The 3,375-nt window shown below is 75.6% G+C and carries 2 protein-coding genes and 2 pseudogenes; 1 reads left to right on the top strand and 3 read right to left on the bottom strand.

All coding sequences use genetic code 11. The annotated features are described in order from the left end of the window. Window positions 1-378: pseudogene (locus tag GTW08_RS10490) on the bottom strand (nitroreductase); the annotation flags it as partial. Window positions 379-539: 161 nt separating this feature from the next. Here GTW08_RS10490 and GTW08_RS10485 point away from each other — a divergent pair. Further along, window positions 540-2,237 carry a GAF domain-containing protein gene (locus GTW08_RS10485; RefSeq protein WP_161151829.1) on the top strand — a complete coding sequence of 566 codons (1,698 nt, stop codon included), beginning with the start codon at window positions 540-542 and terminating at the stop codon, window positions 2,235-2,237. 5 nt (window positions 2,238-2,242) lie between these two features. On the opposite strand, the gene GTW08_RS10480 is transcribed toward GTW08_RS10485, so the two are convergent. Then, window positions 2,243-2,893 carry a response regulator gene (locus GTW08_RS10480; RefSeq protein ID WP_161151828.1) on the bottom strand — a complete coding sequence of 217 codons (651 nt, stop codon included), beginning with the start codon at window positions 2,891-2,893 and terminating at the stop codon, window positions 2,243-2,245. A 132-nt stretch (window positions 2,894-3,025) separates the two neighbouring features. Continuing rightward, window positions 3,026-3,375: pseudogene (locus tag GTW08_RS10475) on the bottom strand (nitroreductase family protein); the annotation flags it as partial.

The raw sequence follows: 3,375 nt of genomic DNA, 5'->3' as shown, positions 1-3,375 counted from the left end.
CGCCTCCAGCAGCCGTCGCTGCTCGGGGGTGGGCGGCATCGCCGCGCCACGACGGACCACCGCCAGCAGCTCCGGGTCCGACGGGTCGGGGAGGCGGGTGACGAGCGGGCGGATCCCGGCCCCGGCCAGCGCGAGACGCAGCGAGTACAGCGCCGCCCCGCAGCCGATCCGCAGCTCGCGGTCGGTCGGGTCGGCGACCGGCAGCCGTCGCGCGGGGTCGGCCCGCAGCTCGACGTGGTCGGCGCCGGTCCGGAACCGCCACGGCTGGGCGTTGTGCAGCGACGGCGCCCGACCCGCCGTGGCCAGCACCCGGGCGGTCGTCGCGGCGTCGAGACCGAGAATCGGGGTGACCGGCGCGTCCGCACCGACGGTGTCCATGATGTGCGTCCTTCCCGGGACCGGGCGTTCACCGGTGCCTGCGGGGGCGATGGTCGGCGCTGCCGGTTCCGGTCGGACAGGTGCGAAGGTCCCGGTCCTCGACGGCCGTATCGTCGGGGTGGGGCGGCCCGGGACGCGGCCTCCCCGGGGAGGCGGTGCCAGTGACGACCGACGACGCCGGTGACGGGACCGGGGAGATCTCCGGGATCCTGGCCGGGCTGCGCCTGGACCACCTCATCGCCGAGGTGCAGGAGCGTCTCGCCGAGATCGCCTCCACCCGGCGCCGGACGCAGCGGCTGCTCGACGCGGTGCTCGGGGTCGCGGCAGGCCTCGAGCTGGACACCACGCTGCAGCGGATCGTGCAGTCCGCGGTCGACCTGGTCGACGCCCGCTACGGTGCGCTGGGGGTGCTCGCCCCGGACGGCAGCATCGCCCGCTTCATCGACGTCGGCCTGGACGAGGCGACCCGTACCGCGCTGGGGCGCCCGCCCGAGGGCCGTGGCCTGCTCGGCCAGCTGATCGCCGACCCCCGGCCGTTGCGCCTGCAGGACCTGTCGACGCACCCGGCCTCCGTCGGCTTCCCGCCGCACCACCCGCCGATGCGCAGTTTCATCGGCGTCCCCGTGCGGGTCCGTGACGCCGTCTACGGCAACCTCTACCTCACCGAGAAGCGCACCGGCACCGAGTTCACCGCCGACGACGAGCTGATCCTGATGGCGCTCGCCGCCGCGGCCGGGATCGCCGTGCAGAACGCCGACCTGTTCGAACAGGGCCTGCTCCGGCAGCAGTGGCTGGAGGCGCTGGCCGAGATCCGCGGAGAGGTGCTGGCCGGAACCGGCGAGGCCGACACGCTCGCGCTCATCGCCCGGCGCAGCCTGGAGCTGTCCCGCGCCGACGGGACGCTGCTCGCGCTGGGCCCCGACCACGACGGCGGTTTCCGGGAGGGCGCGACCGCGGGCCGCCCGCCGCTCGTCGGCGGCCCGGAGAACGCACTCCTGCACCGGGCCGTCGAGCTCCGTCAGCCGGTCCTGGCCGACGTCTCCGAGACCGCGGTCAGCGGTGACGGCGCCAGCGGGCCGGTGGTCGCAGTGCCGATGGGGGCCATGGCCCGGGTGAGCGGGGTCCTGGTCGCCCGCCGTGCCCCCGGCGATCCGCCGTTCCGGCCGTCGGAGGTGCCGCTGCTGGTGTCGTTCGCGGAGCAGGCGGCGCTGGCCCTGGAGCTGGAGGAGAAGCAACGGACCCAGCGCGAGGTCGCGGTGCTCGCCGACCGCGACCGTATCGCCCGCGACCTGCACGACCACGTCATCCAACGGTTGTTCGCGGTCGGCCTCACGCTGCAGGGCTCGCTGCGCCGCCTCGGCCACGACCCCGCGGGCGGCGGGGTGCGCGAGCAGGTCGAGCAGGCCGTCGGCGAGCTGGACCGCACGGTCCGCGACATCCGCACCTCGATCTTCGACCTGCACACCGCGGATCAGCAGGAGGGCGGTCTGCGGCGGCAGCTGCTCGACGTGGTCGCGCAGGCGACGGCCGCATCGGGGATCGACGCGACCGTCGACACCGCGGGACCGATCGACACCGTCGTGCCCGCGCAGGTCGGCGTGCACCTGCTGGCCGTGGTGCGCGAGGCCGTGTCGAACGCGGTCCGCCACTCCGGTGCGAGCACGTTGCACGTGTCGGTGGACGCCGGGCAGGAGCTGACCGTGGAGGTCACCGACGACGGCTGCGGCATCGCGCCCACGGGCCGGCGCGGCGGACTGCGCAACCTCGCCGACCGGGCCGCCGAGCTCGGCGGCACCTCGGTCGCCGAGCGTGTCGCGACGGGCGGCACCCGGCTGCGGTGGCGGGTCCCGCTGGACTGAGCGGGTCAGTGCTCGTGGCGGCGCTCGACCGCGTAGACGGCGGCCTCGGTGCGCCGGGAGAACCCGAGCTTGTGCAGGATCGAGGACACGTAGTTCTTCACGGTCTTCTCGGCCAGGTGCAGGGTGGCGCCGATCTGACGGTTGGTGAGCCCGTCGGCGACGAGCCCGAGGATCCGCTGTTCCTGTGGGCTGAGGGTGTCGTAGCGGGGGTCGGCGTCGGCGTCGGAGCCGCCGGTGCGCAGCCGCTGCAGCACCGCGGCGGTCGCCCGCGGGTCGAGCAGTGAACCGCCGTCCGCGACCGTGCGCACGGCTCCCACGAGGTCGACGCCCGCGACCTGCTTGAGCAGGTACCCGGCGGCCCCGGCCATGATCGCGCCGAACAGTGCCTCGTCGTCGGAGTACGAGGTCAGCATCAGACAGGCCGGCGGTGGGACGACCGCGGAGCGCAGGTCGCGGCACACCGAGACGCCGTCGCCGTCGGGCAGCCGGACGTCGAGCAGTGCGACGTCCGGGCGCAGGGCGGGGACGCGGGCGAGGGCCTGCCCCGCGGTCGCGGCCTCGCCGACGATCTCGATGTCGTCCTCCATGCCGAGCAGCTGGGCCAGCCCGCGGCGGACGATCTCGTGGTCGTCGAGCAGGAACACCGAGATCGTCATGGTCGTCCTCCGGGGCCGGGTCGTCGTCGGACCGAGGCTAACCGGCGTTCCGGGCACACCGGGCGGGCCGAAGGTCCCGGCGCCCGGGTGCTCCCCGTCACCGGGACGCCGGCGCGGCAGCCGGTGCGGCGGTCAGTGCAGCAGGACGTCGGCGGGGCTCCGGCGCGGTGTCTCCGGCAGCTCCGCGTCGTCCTGGGCCCGGCCGACGCGCAGCAGCAGCTGCGGGTGGTCGGCGGTGCGCAGGACCTGGCGGGCCAGGTCCGCCCGGGTCCGCGAGGTTTCCAGCACCCGCGAGAGCGGGCAGGTCGAGAGACCGAGTGCGGTGGCGGCGAGCAGCACGACCCCGGCCGCCTCCCCGGCGGCGAGCCGGGCCGGGTCGTCGTCGGCGTGGGTGGTCAGCACCATGATCGTGGCCTCGTCGCGGACGGCGGCCCGGGCCGGCAGCGAGCCGCCCGGGAAGCGCACGCCCAGGTCGGGGCCCG

The organism is Pseudonocardia sp. SID8383 (genome assembly GCF_009864975.1).
GTDB lineage: Bacteria > Actinomycetota > Actinomycetes > Mycobacteriales > Pseudonocardiaceae > Pseudonocardia > Pseudonocardia alni.
Note: the sequence above shows the minus strand (reverse complement) of the source record. Positions and strands in the feature narration are given on the sequence as shown.

Bases quoted from the DNA above. Each gene is read 5' to 3' on its own strand.
- GTW08_RS10480 (WP_161151828.1), bottom strand. From the start codon at position 2,893: ATGACGATCTCGGTGTTCCTGCTCGACGACCACGAGATCGTCCGCCGC.